This window comes from Pseudomonas fulva NBRC 16637 = DSM 17717, assembly GCF_000730565.1.
In the GTDB taxonomy this organism is placed as follows: Bacteria; Pseudomonadota; Gammaproteobacteria; order Pseudomonadales; family Pseudomonadaceae; genus Aquipseudomonas; species Aquipseudomonas fulva.
The window spans coordinates 80107-95861 of record NZ_BBIQ01000018.1 but is presented as its reverse complement, the minus strand read 5'-3'; the positions used below and the strand labels follow the sequence as shown (position 1 = coordinate 95861).

Sequence of the window (15755 nt, the reverse complement as noted above, 5' to 3'; positions counted from 1 at the left end):
CTCCATGGCACGTTCTATCGCCCTCCTGCTCCTGGTCGCCATGCTGCTGGGCAACCTGGCTAACGCCGGGCAGCAAGGCGCGTCCCAGTTGTCCTTGGTCGCCCGCTCCACTGCGCGACCCGCCATACCTGCAATTACCCCAGAACAGCAGCAATGGTTGAATGCCCGTCACGAACTGGTGATTGGAACATCTGCTCCGGATTATCCACCTTTCGACATCAGCAGTGGCGGGCGAGACTATCAAGGGCTCACCGCAGAGTACGCCAGCCTATTGGGCAAGGCGCTTGATCTGCCGGTCCGCGTGCTGCGCTATTCAAGCCGCCAAACGGCGCTGCAAGCGCTTAAACAAGGCGACATCGATCTGCTGGGCAGTGCCAACGGCTATGACGCCAACTATGAAGGCGTGGTGCTGTCGCATGCCTACGCTATCGACCAACCCGTGCTGGTCACCCGCGAAGACGAACACCGGGCGCTGGATACTGGCCTGTCAGGCATGCGCCTAGGCATGCTGTATCACTACCTGCCAAGGAAAGAGATACTCAGCGTCTATCCCGATGCCAAGGTCCTGGCCTTCGGGTCATCCAGCGAAGCCCTGAATGCGGTGGCGTTCGGCCAGGCGGACGTCTTCATCGGCGATACGATCTCCACCCACTACCAACTCAACCGCGGGCACCTTCCAAGACTGCGCATGGCCAGCTTTGGCAACCATGAAGCGTTTGGCTTCGGCTTCGCCCTGCGCGAACAAGACACGGTGCTGCTCGCGCTGGTCAATGCGACACTCGACAGTCAGTCCTCCGCCCTGCGGTCGAGCATATTCAAACGCTGGAGCGCAGGCAGCGATCTGCTTCTGACCGATCGCAAGCTTCGACTGACGCGTACCGAAGCGCAGTGGTTGCAGCGACATCCGGTCATGCGTGTCGTTGTCGACGGTACGGCAGCGCCATTGTCCTACTTCGACAACTCGGGTTATTTTCGTGGCATCACCGCCGACCTGCTTGAGCTGATCAGCCTGCGTACGGGCTTGCGCTTCGAGGTGCAACGGGCCAGTGGCATCGCGGACATGATCGCACGGGTCAAGGACGGCCGCGCCGATGTCATCGCCGCCTTGGCAAGCGGCAGCATCGACCAGAACGATCTGCAGATCAGCCAGACGTATCTGGACAGCACTTATGTGCTGGTCAATCGCAAGGGCAACGCGGCAGCCACTTCGCTGGACGAACTGCGCGGCAAGCGGATCGCAATCACACGCTACAGCGCCCTGGACACCATGCTCTCGCGCTATCACCCGCAATTCGGCTGGATCGAAACGGAAAGCTCGTACTATTCCATGGCCCTGCTCAACAGCGGAGCAGTGGACGCCGTCATCACAACGCTGATCGACGCCAACCACGCGTTGGCCAGCAATCCTGACCTGATCATCCGCACCACAGTGGGCAGTGAGCCTGCCAGTTATGCCATGGCCACCAGCACACCTTCCAAAACCCTCATTTCGATTCTGGACAAGGCGCTTTCGAGCATTTCACCTGAAGAGCTGGGGGTGATCAACAACCGCTGGCGAGGCTACACCCTGTTCGAAGATACCCAGGGCGAGGGCTTTCGCCGCTTGACGGTACTTGTAGCCCTGGGTGCAGCGGTATTGCTGTTGCTGGCATTGCTGTGGAACGCCCGTCTGCGTTTGCAGATCCATCAACGCCAGCAAGCGGAGCGCGCCCTGAACGATCAGGTGGCATTCATGCGTGCATTGCTCAACGGTACGCCACACCCGATGTACGTTCGTGATCGAGAGGGTTGCCTGCAGAGCTGTAACTACAGCTACCTCGAAGCGGTGCAGGCCAGTGCCGAGGAGGTCCTGGGCAAGCAACTGGAGAGCAGCCTGTTTGCCGACCGCGAGCAGACCCGACAGATCCAGGACGACTATCGCAAGGTGATGGCGGCCGGGTCGCCCTTGATCATGGACAGGCCCTTGCACATCAAGGGCCGGGAAATCACCATCTACCACTGGATCCTGCCCTACCGGGATTCGCTGGGCGAGGTCCAGGGCATCATTGGCGGATGGATCGACATCAGCGACCGCCGCCAGTTGGTCAACGAGTTGCGCCAGGCCAAGCAGCAGGCCGATGACGCCAACCGAGCCAAGAGTACCTTCCTGGCCACCATCAGCCATGAAATCCGCACGCCCATGAACGCAGTCATCGGCATGCTCGAACTCGCCGTCAAGCGTGCCGAGCAGGGCCAGGTCGATCGCGGCGCCCTTCAGCTGGCTCACCATTCGGCCAAGGACCTGCTTGGCTTGATTGGCGACATACTGGACATCGTGCGCATAGAGTCAGGGCACCTCACCCTGGTCCCCGAGGTGGTGGATCTGGCTGCATTGCTCGAGTCGGTGGGGCGTATCTTCGAGGGCCAGGCCCGGCAGAAAGGGTTGGCGCTGGAAGTCATCATCGAGCCAGCGGCACGTTGCCATGTGCTGCTAGACCCCTTGCGCTTCAAGCAGGTGCTGTCCAATCTGGTGAGCAATGCCATCAAGTTCACCGAGCACGGCCAGGTACGCATCCACGCCAGGCTTGTACAAGACACAGACAGCGCCAGCTCGCTGCTGGACATGGAGGTGCGTGACAGCGGCATCGGTATCCACCCGGACGACGTACAACGGCTGTTCAATCCTTTCGTTCAGGCGAACCCGCACAGTCAGGGGGCACGCGCCGGTACGGGCCTGGGCCTTACCATTTGCCGTACACTCTGCGAAATGATGGGCGCCGACCTCAGCATCAAAAGCCTGGAAGGCCTGGGCACCCAGGTCCGGGTGAAGATGCCGTTGCAACAAGCTGATCCTGTAGTGCGATCGACACCGGCAGTCGAGCGTTTGCAGGCACCTGACCCCCACCTCAACGTACTGGTGATCGATGATCACCCTGCCAACCTGCAACTGATGGCACAGCAGCTCGGTTACCTCGGGCTGCAGCACGCCACGGCCACGGACGGTCGCGAAGGCCTGATGGCCTGGCGTGCAGGCGACTTCGACGTGCTGGTGCTCGATTGCAACATGCCCCACATGAACGGCTACCAGTTGGCGACGGCGGTACGCACCGAAGAGCAGCGGACAGGACGAAGGCGCTGCACGATCCTGGGCTATACCGCCAACGCACAACCCGAGGTACGGCGCAAATGCCTGAGCTCGGGCATGGATGATTGCCTGCTCAAGCCCATCAGCCTCAGCACCCTGAGTCAACGCCTTGCAGCAGTGAACATGCAGCGTCGGAAAAAGAACCGGTGCAAGCCGTATTGCCTTAATGGGCTCAGCGCGGTGGTCGGGCATGACCCGGCTGACCATAGGCGATTTCTCCAGACGCTGCTACAAAGCCTGGAGACAGACTTCACGCTTTTGATGGAGCTGCAGCCTGATAAAGATCAGCAGGCAATCGCCGCTCATGCGCATAAAGTCCTGAGCGCAGCACGCATGCTAGAGGCGGCAGCGCTGATGCGAGCGTGCATCGCCCTCGATTGTGACGAACTCACACCTGCCCAAGTGCGACTGCGACGGCAAGCCCTAGCCCGGCACATGCGGCGCGTGCACCGAGCGCTGACGCTGGACCTGTCGACAACCACGTGCACGCAGGCGGGCAACCGGGCGTGTTAACTGATAGACTGCGCGGCGTTATTACCTAAGAGGATTGTTTCATGGCCACAAACCGCTCCCGTCGTCTGCGCAAGAAGCTGTGTGTCGACGAGTTTCAGGAATTGGGCTTCGAGCTGAACCTGGAATTCAAAGAGGATCTGGATGACCAGGCAATCGATGCATTCCTCGACGCGTTCCTTGCCGAAGCCATGGATGCCAACGGCCTCGACTATGTCGGCGGTGACGATTACGGTCTGGTGTGCTCGGTCAAGCGTGGCTCGGTTACCGAAGAGCAGCGCGCTGCCGTTGAAAGCTGGCTCAAAGGCCGCAGCGAATTGACCAAGGTTGAAGTCAGCCCGCTGCTCGACGCCTGGTACCCGGAAAAGCCGATCAACAAGGCAGAGTAATGCTCTGTCGGGTTCGTTCGCAGAAGGCCACCCCCAGGGGTGGCCTTTTTTCTTTCGGGTCTGCGCAAAAGCTGCGTTGCTTAACACACACTCGCCGCGGCGGCCTGATGTGAAACCCATGTGCATCGAACTGGCGCAACCCCGGGGGGCTTGGGGCATAATGCGTGTGCATTCGTTCTGGGGCCATCATCCATTTATAGCCCCAATGCCCTTTCTCCTCGTTGCAGGGTATCTGTTTATCATGATCAAAACGCTCCGCCCCATCGTACTCGCCGGCCTGTTGCTGCCTTTGGCCCTGACCAGCCAGGCAGCTGCGGTCAATACAAACCTTCCACCCAAGGTGCAACAGGCACTCAAGGCCAATAAGCTGCAAGACACGGCATTGTCATTGGTGATGCTGCCCTTGGATGGCCCCGGTACAGCCACGGTGTTCAACGCCGACGTGTCCGTCAACCCTGCCTCGACGATGAAACTGGTCACCACCTATGCCGCCCTGGAGCTGCTGGGGCCGACCTACCAGTGGAAAACCGAGTTCTTCACCGACGGTACGCTCAGCAACGGTGTACTTAACGGCAACCTCTACCTCAAGGGTGGGGGCGATCCGAAGCTGAACATGGAAAAGCTGTGGTTGCTGATGCGTGACCTTCGCGCCAACGGCGTGCGCACCATCACAGGTGACCTGGTGCTCGACCGCAGCCATTTCGTGCAGCCCAACCTGCCGCAATTCAATGACGACGGGGGTGATCAGAACAAGCCGTTCCTGGTGAAGCCTGACGCGTTGCTGGTCAATCTCAAGGCCTTGCGCTTCGTGGCGCGTAACGACGGCGGCAGGGTCAGCGTTGCCGTGGAGCCGCCGATTGCCAGCATTCGCATCGACAACCAGGTCAAGGCTGTCAACAGCAAGAATTGCGCCGGCGACGTACGCTACAACCCCGTGCCACAGCCCGACGGCATCACCGTGACCGTCAGTGGTCAGTTGGGCGATGGCTGCAACTCCCAAACCTACCTCTCGCTGCTCGATCATCCGACCTATGCCGCCGGCGCGGTGCGTGCCATCTGGAACGAGCTGGGGGGTACCATCCAAGGTACCGACCGCATCGAAAACGTGCCTAAAAGCGCACGGTTGCTGGCGCGCGCTTTCTCGCCGGACCTAGTGGAAATCATCCGTGACATCAACAAGTACAGCAACAACACCATGGCTCAGCAGTTGTTCCTGAGCCTGGGTGCCCAGTTCCGTACCGATGCCGATGGCGATGACGCCCGTGCCGCGCAGCGTGTCGTGCGTCAGTGGCTGGCCAAGAAAGGCATCACCGCGCCGCACCTGGTGATGGAAAACGGCTCAGGGCTGTCCCGCGCCGAACGCGTGAGCACGCGTGAGATGGCAGCCATGCTGCAAGCGGCCTGGAAAAGCCCCTACGCGGCCGAGTTCATGAGCTCGCTGCCGCTGGTGGGTATGGATGGGACCATGCGCAAACGGCTCAAGCGCACCGCCATGACCGGTGAGGGCCACATCAAGACCGGCACGCTCAACACCGTACGGGCAATCGCGGGTTTCAGCCGTGACAGCAACGGCCATACCTGGGCAGTGGCCGCTATCCTCAACGACCCCAAACCGTGGGGCGCCTCGCAGGTGCTGGACCAGGTGCTGCTGGACCTCTACCGCCAGCCCAGCGCAAACGCCAGTACAGCCGCCAAGTGACCTGCATGGCCTGTGCCCCCGCAAGGGCACAGGCGTCGGCGCATCACCGCAACTGCAGCTTCCAGGCGCGATGGATGCGGTTGTTGCGGGCGAAGTCCGGGTCAAGCGTCTGGGCGGTGATCTCTTCCACGGCGTAACGAGCAGACAGGTGCTCGTCGAGCTGGAACTTGCGGAAGTTGTTGGAGAAATACAGCACACCACCCGGGGCCAGCCGCGCCATCGCCAAGTCCAGCAACTGAACGTGGTCGCGCTGAACGTCGAACACACCTTCCATGCGCTTGGAGTTGGAGAACGTGGGCGGATCGATGAAGATCAGGTCGTAGCTTTCACGCTCGGCCTCCAACCACGTCATGACATCCCCTTGTTCCAGACGATTGCGCTCTGAAAAGCCGTTGAGCGCCAGGTTGCGCCGCGCCCAGTCCAGGTAGGTTTTCGACAGGTCGACGCTGGTGGTGCTGCGCGCCCCGCCCTTGGCTGCATGCACGGTAGCCGTCGCGGTATAGCAGAACAGGTTCAGGAAGCGCTTGCCGGCCGCCTCACGCTGAATGCGTAAGCGCATCGGCCGATGGTCCAGGAACAGGCCGGTATCGAGGTAGTCGGTCAGGTTGACCAGCAGCTTGACCCCCGCTTCCGACACTTCCTGAAAGCGACCTTCCGTGGCCTGGCGCTCGTACTGGCGGGTTCCGCTTTGACGCTCCCGGCGCTTGAGCACCACGCGTTGTGGCGAAATACCAAGGGCCTGGGGGATCGCCGCCAGCGCGTCGAGCAGGCGCGCTTGTGCCTTGTCGGGATCGATCGAACGCGGCGCGGCGTATTCCTGCACGTGCACCCAGTCCTGATACATGTCTACAGCCAGGGCATACTCGGGCATATCCGCATCGTACAGTCGATAGCAGCTGACCTGTTCGCGGCGAGCCCACTTGCCCAGCTGCCGAAGGTTTTTCTGCAGGCGGTTGGCGAACATCTGCGCACCCTCGGACAGGCGAGCAGGCTGGCTGGCCACCTGCGCTGGCTGGTGGGCTTGCAGGGCTTCAGCCGGTTCGGTCCGGCGCTCGCCGGTCACGAACTGGTCCGGCTGGACCTTGAACAGCAACAACTTGCAGGGCAGTGCACCGTTCCAGAATGCGTACTGCTTGTGGCTGCGCAGGCCCATGCGCTTGCCCAGTTGCGCAGCGCCCGTAAAGACGGCGGCTTCCCAACCCATGCATGCCTGACGCAGGCGTTCGCCAAGGTTCTGGTAAAGGTAAAGCAGGCTGGCTTCGTCACCCAGACGCTCCCCGTAGGGTGGGTTGCTGATGACCAAGCCTTTCTGGTTCTGGTCCGGGCGCGGCTCGAATGTACTCACTTCACCCTGATAGATCTTCACCCAATCGCTCAGGCCTGCGCGTTCGACGTTGTTACGCCCTGGTTGTATCAAGCGAGGATCGGCTTCATAGCCGCGGATCCACAACGCAGGTTTGGCCAGGCCAGCTTCAGCCCGCGCCTGCGCCTGATCATGCACCTTGCGCCAGAGCGCAGGCACATGGCCCAGCCACGCCGTGAAGCCCCAACGCTCACGCTTGAGGTTGGGGGCGATGTCCGCGGCGATCATTGCCGCCTCGACCAGGAATGTGCCGACACCACACATGGGGTCGGCCAGTGCGCCGCCCTGGGCAGCGATGCGTGGCCAGCCGGAACGAATCAACACGGCGGCAGCGAGGTTTTCCTTGAGCGGTGCTGCACCTTGCTGCAGGCGATAACCACGCTGATGAAGGCTGTGACCGGAGAGGTCCAGCGACAGGATCGCCTCACCCCGGTCAAGGCGCAGGTGCACGCGCACATCCGGGTCGATCTTCTCCACCGACGGGCGTAGGCCTTCACGGTTGCGCAGTTTGTCGACAATGGCGTCCTTGACCTTGAGAGCGCCGAAATGAGTATTGTCGATCCCTGACCCATGACCGCTGAACTCAACGGCCAGGGTGCCATCAGCGGCCAAGTGGTCAGCCCACTCCACGGCATTGACACCGTCATACAGGTCGTCGGCGTTTTTCATGGAAAACCGCTTGAGCACCAGCAATACGCGGTTTGCCAACCTGGACCACAGGCACAGACGGTAGGCTGTCTCCATGTCGGCAGCCCCGCGAATAGCCGAGGTGTGTTCACGCACCTCATCCAGGCCAAGGCTGCGGGCCTCTTCTGCAAGCAGGCTTTCAAGGCCTTTGGGACAAGTGAGGTAGAGTTCGAAACGGTCCGACATGAGTTATCCAGCACAGTAGGGCTATTAGACTGGCGCTGCGACGCATCGCGACGCCCTGTTTACCTGCACCCTTTTCCGACAGGTGTGCAAGTGGCCACGCTCCCCTTACGCAAGAGCGATGACCGGGCCGCCCGACTTACCCATCCATGCCTGACGGCACAAACAGCTTAGATCATCGAGCAGTACATACATTCTCGCGATACCGGGGCCTAGGTGACCCTTCGTCGCATTTCGAGGTATTTCAAATGCCTCACAGAGGCGATGGCAAAATGGCGTCAAACTTCGGCTAACCCCCGATCCTGCGGGGCTGCGGCGGGAATAAGGATGAGTCGCATTTATTTACTTATCCCCTGACCCTTGGAAAGGTTACGTGCTTATGACAAATCGATCATTCCCACCGTCACCTGCATTGGTTAGAACTGAGCACAGGCCGCATCGCAACGAAGCGGCACTTCAGGCTCGCGACGCCGGCAGCGAGCCCATACCGGCAGAACGATTCTGCCCGGCCTCCATGAGGCCGACGGGACATTACAGTCAACAAGTGAGGGCAACACCCTATGAGAAGACTTAAGCGTGATCCGTTGGAAAGAGCATTTTCACGTGGCTACCAATATGGAGTCACCGGCAAATCCCGGGAGCTTTGCCCCTTTACCCTGCCATCTGTTCGTCAAGCCTGGATCAACGGCTGGCGGGAGGGCCGTGGTGACAACTGGGACGGTATGACTGGCACCGCCGGTATCCACAGGCTCAACGAAAATCACGCCGTAGGCTGATAGAGGACATTCACGCGATTTACCAGGCACGCCCCACCAGGGCGGCGGGCTGAGGCCCAAGGGCCCCTTCATGGGGCCCTTTTTTTGCGGGCAAGCTTACCGCTTGGGCATGGCGGCGATGGCGTCCACGGCTTCTCGAATGAGCGCCGGCCCTTTATAGATGAAGCCCGAGTAGATCTGCACCAGGCTCGCACCGGCGGCGATCTTCTCGGCCGCATGTTTTCCTTCCGTGATGCCCCCTGCGGCAATGATTGGCAGCTTGCCGCCCATCTCACCGGCCAACACTTGAACGATACGTGTGCTCTTCTGGCGTACGGGGGCACCTGAGAGCCCGCCTGCTTCACCGCCATACGGCAGGGCCTCCACGCCTTCGCGCCCGAGCGTGGTATTGGTCGCGATGACCGCGTCCATGCCTGACTCGACAAGCGCAGCGGCCACCAGCGCCGTTTCTTCATCGCTCATGTCAGGGGCAATCTTGATGGCCAAGGGCACATGCCGGCCATGACGGGCGCTCAGCTGTGCCCGACGTTCCGCCAAGGCATCGAGCAATTGCTTGAGCGAATCCCCGAACTGCAGGCTGCGCAGCCCCGGTGTGTTGGGTGAGCTGACATTGACAGTGACGTAGCTGGCCGCGCTGTAGACCTTGTCCAGGCAGATCAGGTAATCGTCCACCGCGCGCTCGACTGGCGTGTCGAAGTTCTTGCCAATATTGATACCCAGCACGCCCTTGTAACGGGCAGCGCGTACACGGCCCAGCAGATGATCAACCCCAAGGTTATTGAAACCCATGCGGTTGATGATGGCAGTTGCCTCTGGCAAGCGGAACAGTCGAGGTTTGGGGTTGCCAGGTTGCGGGCGAGGCGTGACAGTGCCGATCTCGACGAAACCGAAGCCCAGCTGGGCGAAGCCGTCGATGGCCGTACCGTTCTTGTCCAAGCCAGCCGCCAGACCTACCGGGTTGGCGAAATCCAGGCCCATGACCTTGACAGGCAATGAGGCCGGGCGCTTGCACAGCTTGCCGTTCAAGCCAAGCCGGCCGCCGGCACCGATCAGGTCCAGCGATAGATCATGAGAAGTTTCCGGTGACAGTTTGAACAGCAGCTGGCGGGCCAGGGTATACATGGGCAGGCAAGACTCGGGGTGAGTGAGGGGGCGATTATAGCTATCACCAACGGCACAGGACAGCCCGATGTTGGCCTGCAGGTTTTCTGCGGAGGGCTGCCTGGGCAGATGAACGTACAGACAAATGTCTAGCAGGCAAGCACTGCCTTGGCTGGGCCTTACACCAGTGCTTGCCTGCTAGACATCACATGCTGTCATGCAGGCAAAGAAAAACCCGGCCGAGGCCGGGTTTTTCATGAAGCTTCAAACCAATTACTTGGCCTGGGCTTCTACCTGAGCTTCAACGCGACGGTTGATAGCACGGCCTTCTTCGGTGGCGTTGTCGGCAACCGGACGGGTTTCGCCGTAGCCAACCGAGTCAACACGGCTGGATTCTACGCCGTACTGCTGGGTCAGGACCTGCTTGACAGCGTTGGCACGACGCTCGGACAGCTTCTGGTTGTAAGCGTCTGGACCTACGGAGTCAGTGTGACCTTCAACCACGGTGGTGGTCTGTGGGTACTGCTTCATGAAGTCAGCCAGGTTCTTGATGTCGCCGTAGCTGTTAGGCTTGACGACCGACTTGTCGAAGTCGAACTTGACGTCCAGCTCAACGCGAACGACTTCGGCAACAGCCGGGCAGCCGTCGGCGTCAACAGTGACGTTGGCCGGGGTGTCTGGGCACTTGTCGACGTTGTCGCAAACGCCGTCGTTGTCGGAGTCGGAGCAGACTTCAGCAACTGGAGCAGGTGCAGGAGCAGCCTGGTTCTTCGGGCTACCGCCGAAGTTCAGACCAACACCAACGCTTGGAGCCCACTCGGTGTCGCCCTGGTCGATGTTGTACTGAGCTTCTACGCCGGCACGGGCGTAGAACATGTCAGTGATGTACCACTTGGCGCCAGCGCCAACGTTGGCGAAGGTGGAGTGGTTACGACCACCACGGCCGGTCTGGCCGATCGACTGGTGCGAGAAACCAGCGGAAACGTACGGACGGATGGCGTCGTACGGGTTGTTGAAGTGGTAAACGGCGTCCAGGGCGGTGTTGGAGCCCTTGATGTTCTTGCCGTCGTCGCCACGAGCGTTGTGGACTTCGTCGTAGCCCAGACGCAGTTCAACGTCGTCGGTCAGGAAGTAACCGATGGAGCCGCCGAACAGGTTACCGTCGTTTTTGAAGTCGCGCTGGCTGTCGAAGAATTCTTTCTTGTAGAAGATTTCAGTTTCGACGGCGCCTTGGCCTTGTGCCATAGCGCCAATCGAGGTGGCGGCTACGAGCGAACCAATGGCCAAGCCCAAGGTGTTTTTCAGTTTCATCCGTTAAATCCCCATCTGGTGATAGTTAAGCAGTCCCACCAAAACCGGGGGGACAACTCGTCGGCGAGTCTAGCAGAACTCGCCGGTTCGTTAGAGATATTTGCTGGTCGTTAAGTTTCATCCAGACCGGCAAATTTCTCCCGAAGCTTGTCAAGCGCACGCTTGTATCGCATTTTCGTCGCGCTGAGCCCCATGTGCATGATATCCGCGATCTCCTGGAACTCCAGCTCGGCGACGAATCGCAGCACCAGGATTTCCCGATCGATCGGGTTCACATGGACCAGCCACTTGTCCAGCCCGCCCTTTTCTTCGGCCTTTGGGGCCTTGTCCTCGGACGCCTCTTCAACAGGGTCCAGGCTCAAGGCATCCATCAACCTGCGCTTGCGGCGCTCCTTGCGGTACTGGGTGATGCATTCATTGTAGGTGATGCTGTAAAGCCAGGTCTTGAATTTGGATTTTCCCTCGAAATTCTTGAGACCATAGAGCACTTTCAACATGACTTCCTGACAGACATCATCCGCGTCCCGGTCGTTCCCCAAATAACGTGCACATACGTTGAACAGGGTTCGCTGATAGCGACGCATGAGCTCCTCATACGCGCGGGTCACGTGATACAGCTCCTCATGCGAGCGCGCCACCAACTCTTCGTCGGTGAGTTCGCGGGGGTCGTAGCGCATGGGCGGCGTGGGGACTTTATTCAAAACGAATCTGGCCGACAGTCAGGTCAATGTCGCCGCAAACGCCCAGGAGGGTCGGTTTTTGCGGCGGCATACATTAACAGCTTTGTGCGGTCAGCGGCTATTGACCCGCTGCTCAAGCAATTCTCGGTTGGACAGGGAAACCAGCTCGTCATCGTCGGTGAGGATCACCGTCTTGACCGTGCCGATTTCCTCGATATGCCCTTCTACCTCGCCAATGCGCACCTGCTGGCCCACCTGGAACAGCTCGCGGACGTAGATGCCCGCCAGGATCTGACCCGCGATCTCGCGGCTACCCAGGCCCATGGCCAGCGCAACGGCCAGACCAACGGTAATCAGGCCGATAACGATCACATGGTTGAGCAGGTCGGTCTTGACCTCCAGCTGGCTGATAGCCACTGAGATGCTGATGATGATGACAAGGCCCTGAACGATGCGTCCAAGCCCCGCGGCGTACTCAAGCCCCACGCCTTCGGCAGCGCCGCGCACCAGGCCGTTGGCCACCTGCGCCAGGAGCACGCCCGCGAGCAATATCAACGCTGCACCGAACACCTTGGGCAGGTACAAGGCCAGCATGTCGAGCGTGGCCGAGACGCGCTCCAGGCCCAGCGACTCGGCGGCCGATACGAGGAAGATCAGCAGCACGAACCAGTAGACGATCTTGCCGATCAGGGTAGAAATCGGTACCTGAATGCCAACCCGGCCCAGCATCTTGGTCAGACCCGTACCGGCCATCAGGCGATCAAGGCCAAGCTTGGCCAGCAGTTTGGAGAGCAAGGTATCGAGCAGCTTGGCTACCACAAAGCCCAGCAGCACCACCACCAACGCGCCGAACAAGTTGGGGATGAAGTTCGCCACCTTGGTCCATAGGGCGGTCATGGCGGTGACCAGGCTCTGGGTCCAGAGATCGAGTTCCATATTCAGTCGGCCTTATCAGCTTTGCTGCCAGCGGCAGCGTTGCGGGAAGAATGTCTGCGCACCGGCGCGACGTGCGCCGAGCCATTGTTGATGGCGATCATCAGCGCCTGGCTCCAACGGCCAAGCAAGCTGAACAGATCACCGGCGCCAACCTGACGGTTGGCGGTCTTGAGCACGCGACCCAGGCAGGCGGCATCATCCTGGTCATGGCGGTCATTGCCGGACGGGGATGCCTTGAGCAGGTCACGCAGGGATTGTTCGAACGGATCGTGCATGGGCACCTCGCGTAGTATCAGCAAGAGACGAGACGGCCTGGCGACGGGTCACACCTTGTGTCGACCAGGCTGCTGGCGCGCTGGCGGCTATACCCACTGCAAGCGCCGGAACAACCACCATTGCCCTGCTGCCAGCCCCACCACCACCAGGCACGCCATGAGAAACCCGTAAGGGTTCTGCGCCCCAGGAATGCCACCCACGTTGATGCCCAACAGCCCGGTGATGAAGCTCATTGGCAGAAAGATGCAGGTGATGATGCCAAACCGGTACATGGTGCGGTTCATCCGTTCGCTGCGGCGGCGGTCTTCGCTCTCAAGCACCAATGCCGCACGTTCGCGGGTCAGTTCGAGCTCTTCGAGATAGCGGATCAGGCTGTTGTTCAGCTCGTTCCAGTAATCGGCATCGACCTCGGCAAACCAGCTCCACTTGCTGCGTGAAAGATGTGCATAGATGTCGCGCTGCGGGGCCAGGAAGCGTCGCAGGCCAGCCGCGCGGCGGCGGATCTGCTGCAAGCTGCCCTGATCAGGCAGGTGTCGCTCGTCAACCTCTACCTTTTCTTCTTCGAGGTCGACCAATTCGGACAGATCGCTGACCAAACCCTGGACTTTCTCGGTCAGCAGTTCGCCCATCAGCAACAGCAACTCGGAAGCTGTCTTCGGCCCCCTGCCCTGCTCCAGTTGCAGCAGGACTTCGTCGCTGGCCCGGAGCGGGCGCAAGCGCAGCGAAATCACGCGCTGGGCCTGGGCGAAGATTCGCACCGAAACCATGTCCTCAGGCTCGGCACCAGGGTTGAGGTTGACCCCACGCAGAAACAGCAACAATTGCTCGTCGGCCATCGGCAGCAAGCGCGGCCGAGTGTTCTCTTCCAGCAACAGCTCGCAGGCGAATTCACTAAGGCCACTCTCGCTCAGCAGCCATGACCGGGTTTGGGGGTGGCTGCGGTCCCAGTGCAACCAGAGGCTTTGCTCAGGTTGCAGTTGCAAATCGGCCAGCTCGGTTCGGGCGATGGCGCGTGCCCCGCCCTTGCCATCGAGCACCAGGGCATGCACCAGCCCCCACTGCGCGTTGTCTTCCTCGAACATCAAAGCTCCATCAGCGCCAGCGGCGCGTCACTCCGGCATCTGCAACGGGCTTGGCGAGACCAGTACGCCGTTGTTGTCGGCGTACACGTATTCACCGGGCCTGAAGGTCACGCCCGCGAAACTCACCACGACGTTGAGGTCGCCAATGCCACGCTTGTCGGTTTTGAGCGGGTGGCTGGCCAGCGCCTGCACACCCACGTTGGTCTGGATCAGTGCGTCGACGTCGCGCACGCAGCCGTAGATCACCAGGCCTTCCCAGCCGTTTTTCGCCGCTTTTTCGGCAAGCATGTCGCCCAACAGGGCGCGACGCAGCGAGCCGCCGCCGTCGACCACCAACACCTTGCCCCGGCCATCGAGTTCGACCTGCTCACGCACGAGCGAGTTGTCCTCGAAGCACTTGATGGTGACGATCTGGCCACCGAACGAATCGCGGCCACCAAAGTTGCTGAACATCGGCTCCAGCACCTGCACGAGGTCCGGATAGGCGTCACACAGGTCGGGCGTTACGTAATGCTGCATGGCAAGCTCCTGTCAGTCACAACGAAAGCGATTGAGGGCCAAGGCTACACCTTGGAGCACACCGCAGTCACCCGAGACCGCACGGTCAGCGCCTTTCATAGCGCGGGCACGAGCGCCAAGGCCTCAATGGACGCATGCACCGGCAACCTGGGCTCACGCAGCCAGCGTTCTACCAGCGGCCATACCTGCACGTGGGCAGCCTGGCTTGCAAGCATGTCCGCATGGCCAAAGGCATCGAAGCCCGCCGCAGGCCCAAGGCAGAGGAACTGCTTGTGCGCGCCACCGAGTTGCTCGAACAACGTGCGGCAGGCCCACGGCGGGCTCTGCTGGTCGGCCGTGGCTGCGACGGCCAGGGTCGGCACGTCGACTTGAGCAAGGCCTGCCCACCAGTCGCCCTGCTTGTCGCCAAAACGCCCGAACAATCCGTGCCAGCGCATGTGTTCCAAGGCAAGGCCGACGGGTTCATCCTCTGGCCCGCGCCCAAAGCGCGAGCCAGACAAATGCCCCCAGCGGCGCAGCAGCCAGCGCATGCCCCACACCACCGGAGGCACTTTCAACGGCCAGTAGCTGCGGCTTACCTGGGAACCGAATAGCGCCACACCCGACACATGCTGCGCAGCCAACGCGCCGCTCCCCAGGGCGACCGCCAAGGTAGTGCCGCCCAACGAATGCCCAATCCACAGGGGCGCCCTGCCCGCTTTCTCATGCACGAAGGCACCGATGGCCGGTACGTCGTCGCGCGCGTAGGCGGCCACCGTGTTCTGTGCCCAATCCCGATTGCGCGGCGACAGCCCGTGACCACGCATCTCGGGGATCCATACATCGAAGCCGGCCCGGGCCAGGTAGGCCCCAAGGCCACCGCCCTTGGGTGAATACCAGAAACGCCGATTGGAAAAGCTGCCATGCAGCAAGATGACCGGAATACCCTGGGCGGTGTTCTGGTCAGCCAAGCCCAGCCGGGTCACGGCCAGCTCCACGCTGGGATCGGGACCCAAGCCGGCCTTGATGCGATAGACGTCTTCACTGAGGTCGCCGCGACGCTCGGCACTGAGCAAGGCGACGGGAAATAATGTACTGCTGCTTTGCATAGGTCGGTTGCTTGTCGCACAAAAAAGGGCG

Annotated in this window: 13 protein-coding genes; 4 read left to right on the top strand and 9 right to left on the bottom strand. The window is 60.9% G+C overall.

The annotated features are described in order from the left end of the window. Positions 1 to 4 precede the first annotated feature (4 nt). The 3 genes from PFU01S_RS17180 (at position 5) to dacB (ending at position 5722) form a co-directional block, all read left to right on the top strand. Positions 5 to 3637, top strand: coding sequence for an ATP-binding protein (locus tag PFU01S_RS17180; RefSeq protein ID WP_028688161.1), 3633 nt, complete (start codon positions 5 to 7; stop codon positions 3635 to 3637). Between the two features lie 41 nt (positions 3638 to 3678). After that, on the top strand, positions 3679 to 4023 hold the full coding sequence (locus PFU01S_RS17175; RefSeq protein WP_023533709.1) for a YggL family protein: 345 nt from the start codon (positions 3679 to 3681) through the stop codon (positions 4021 to 4023). Between the two features lie 241 nt (positions 4024 to 4264). Then, positions 4265 to 5722, top strand: a complete 1458-nt coding sequence (gene dacB / locus PFU01S_RS17170) for a D-alanyl-D-alanine carboxypeptidase/D-alanyl-D-alanine endopeptidase (RefSeq protein WP_027916547.1) — start codon at positions 4265 to 4267, stop codon at positions 5720 to 5722. 43 nt (positions 5723 to 5765) lie between these two features. On the opposite strand, the gene rlmKL is transcribed toward dacB, so the two are convergent. Beyond that, entirely contained in the window at positions 5766 to 7958 is a 2193-nt protein-coding gene (gene rlmKL, locus PFU01S_RS17165) for a bifunctional 23S rRNA (guanine(2069)-N(7))-methyltransferase RlmK/23S rRNA (guanine(2445)-N(2))-methyltransferase RlmL (protein ID WP_027916546.1), read from the bottom strand. 557 nt (positions 7959 to 8515) lie between these two features. Here rlmKL and rmf point away from each other — a divergent pair. Continuing rightward, positions 8516 to 8731, top strand: coding sequence for a ribosome modulation factor (rmf, locus tag PFU01S_RS21900; RefSeq protein WP_023533691.1), 216 nt, complete (start codon positions 8516 to 8518; stop codon positions 8729 to 8731). A gap of 96 nt (positions 8732 to 8827) precedes the next feature. On the opposite strand, the gene PFU01S_RS17160 is transcribed toward rmf, so the two are convergent. The 8 genes from PFU01S_RS17160 to PFU01S_RS17125 all read right to left on the bottom strand — a co-directional run bounded on the left by PFU01S_RS17160 (position 8828) and on the right by PFU01S_RS17125 (position 15724). Then, positions 8828 to 9853, bottom strand: a complete 1026-nt coding sequence (locus PFU01S_RS17160; protein WP_027916545.1) for a quinone-dependent dihydroorotate dehydrogenase — start codon at positions 9851 to 9853, stop codon at positions 8828 to 8830. Between the two features lie 252 nt (positions 9854 to 10105). Beyond that, positions 10106 to 11143 (bottom strand): OmpA family protein, encoded by a 1038-nt coding sequence (locus tag PFU01S_RS17155; protein ID WP_023533705.1) that lies wholly within the window; start codon positions 11141 to 11143, stop codon positions 10106 to 10108. A 110-nt stretch (positions 11144 to 11253) separates the two neighbouring features. Next, positions 11254 to 11820, bottom strand: a complete 567-nt coding sequence (gene sigX / locus PFU01S_RS17150) for an RNA polymerase sigma factor SigX (protein WP_023533721.1) — start codon at positions 11818 to 11820, stop codon at positions 11254 to 11256. A gap of 114 nt (positions 11821 to 11934) precedes the next feature. Continuing rightward, positions 11935 to 12759, bottom strand: a complete 825-nt coding sequence (locus PFU01S_RS17145; protein WP_027916543.1) for a mechanosensitive ion channel family protein — start codon at positions 12757 to 12759, stop codon at positions 11935 to 11937. A gap of 2 nt (positions 12760 to 12761) precedes the next feature. Beyond that, complete coding sequence (locus PFU01S_RS17140; protein WP_023533663.1) at positions 12762 to 13034, bottom strand: hypothetical protein; 273 nt, start codon at positions 13032 to 13034, stop codon at positions 12762 to 12764. An 87-nt stretch (positions 13035 to 13121) separates the two neighbouring features. Beyond that, positions 13122 to 14117: a divalent cation transporter CmaX gene (gene cmaX, locus PFU01S_RS17135; protein WP_027916542.1), complete on the bottom strand. Its 996-nt coding sequence runs from the start codon at positions 14115 to 14117 to the stop codon at positions 13122 to 13124. 27 nt (positions 14118 to 14144) lie between these two features. Beyond that, positions 14145 to 14636: a ribonuclease E activity regulator RraA gene (gene rraA, locus PFU01S_RS17130; RefSeq protein WP_023533704.1), complete on the bottom strand. Its 492-nt coding sequence runs from the start codon at positions 14634 to 14636 to the stop codon at positions 14145 to 14147. Between the two features lie 95 nt (positions 14637 to 14731). Continuing rightward, positions 14732 to 15724, bottom strand: coding sequence for an alpha/beta fold hydrolase (locus tag PFU01S_RS17125; protein WP_128610645.1), 993 nt, complete (start codon positions 15722 to 15724; stop codon positions 14732 to 14734). Positions 15725 to 15755 lie beyond the last annotated feature (31 nt).